This window comes from Bacillota bacterium, assembly GCA_040754675.1.
Lineage (GTDB): Bacteria > Bacillota > Limnochordia > Limnochordales > Geochordaceae > Geochorda.
The window spans coordinates 1-1,680 of record JBFMCJ010000748.1 but is presented as its reverse complement, the minus strand read 5'-3'; the positions used below and the strand labels follow the sequence as shown (position 1 = coordinate 1,680).

1 protein-coding gene is annotated in these 1,680 nt (G+C 67.4%); it reads right to left on the bottom strand.

Features of this window, described 5'->3' with window-relative positions; translation table 11 throughout:
- Positions 1-91 precede the first annotated feature (91 nt).
- On the bottom strand, positions 92-1,680 hold a 1,589-nt coding region (locus tag AB1609_23200), incomplete at its 5' end, for a helicase HerA-like domain-containing protein (protein MEW6049343.1).

Here is a 1,680-nt window from a genome sequence, read left to right as displayed (position 1 = left end):
CCCGCAGGCGCACCGAAACCGAACGCTGTTGTAGTGGCGCACCACATCCTGCCTTCAAACTCAAACTCGCCAGTCATCTGGAATCAGATCCTCACATGAACAGCGTCGCACTCGCTCGTACCCGTTCCCCGTCGACCTCGATTAGTCCATTTCTCCGAAGCACGCCCAGGTACGTCCCGAACGTCCCGCCCGTGTGGACGATGCCGGTCTTCTCCCCGAGTTCGGCACGGGTCAGGCTGCGCGGGTAAACTGCCACCAGCTCGTCGAGCATCCGCCGCTCCCCCGCCCGGAGCGCCCCCCTCCACATCTCCAGCACCTCGGCGGGCTCGCTCGGCGCAGGTGGGACGTCCGCCCCCAAGTGGGCGAACCCCGCCGGCGTGATCTCCAGCAGCCCGTCGGCCCCCTCGGTGACGAACCCGTGGCGTTTGAGGACGCCGAGATACGTGTTGAACGTTCCACCCGATGGGGTGAGTCCGGACAGCGTCCCGAGCTGCGCCCGGGTGAGCCGAAGCGGGTGGCGCCGGGCCAGGGTCGCCAGCATCCGGCGTTCACCAGCCCGGAGGGACACTGCTCCGTTTTGGGCAGGCGCCGGCTCGGGGGCGGGTCGGGGTGCCGAGGGCAGCGAGGCCGGACGGGTAGTCGGCTTGACTGCCGGCTTCGTTCCGGCTCGCTCCAGACGGGTGGCCGCGTCGGTCAGCGCAGCGAAGGCCGTGTTTAGGGCTTCAACCGGCCCCCGAAGTTGCTCGACGACCTCTCGGAGTTTGTCCACCACCGACGGGTCGAGCACCGGCACCTCGACGCGCTCGACCACCGGCTGGGGTGCCGGACGGGCGGCGAGCTGCCGCTCGAGCTCGGCGATACGGCGGCGCAGCTCCTTCGGGTCGTCCCGTCCCACGCGCTCCATGACGGCTTGCAGTCGCTCTCGTACCCGCTCGAGGTCAATGGACGCCATCTGGCGCGGCGTTCGCGGCGTCTCACCCACCTTCGGCGTGGCGGACGAATCGAAGGTTTCACGGCGGCGAATCTGAACTCGCTTGAAGATGTCGAGCCACCCGGGCGACCAGAACCACGCTGTACCCACCGGCAGGGATGCCAAGGATTCCATGAACTCATGGCGCCGCCCCTCGGCGTCGTGGGCCTCGATCCAGGCCTCGACAGCCTTCCGATCCTGGGGACTGATGGTGCGGAGCGCCACGAGCACTTCGGTTTGTGTCAGTACGTCCTTCGAGATCACCGCCGCCCGCTGCGTGATGAGTGTGACACCGATCCCGCTCGCCCGTCCCCGGCGCACGATGTCATCGATGGCTCCGACCATGCGTTCCTGGCCGGCATACACCTTCTGGGGGACAAACGCATCGGCTTCATCGATGACGAGGTGCATGGGTTGGCGGTACCGGTCCTCGCCTTTGCGGTGGTAGAGGCGCTCTGCGAGATCCGTCACGAACCGGCGTTGGTCGCTCTTGCTGAGATGGCGGAGGCTCAAGACAACCGAGATGCCCTCCTCGACGACCAGATCGGCGATGAGTGCGCCGGTAGTCGCATCGAGGGGGAGATCGCCGTGTGCGCCGCCGAGCACGACAACAGGTAGACCTGGGCCCTCGCCATCGGCCGAAGCGCGCAGGCCCCACCAGACGTCCAGCGGGTCGATCACGACCACCTGCATGCCGGCCTTGAGTAGCT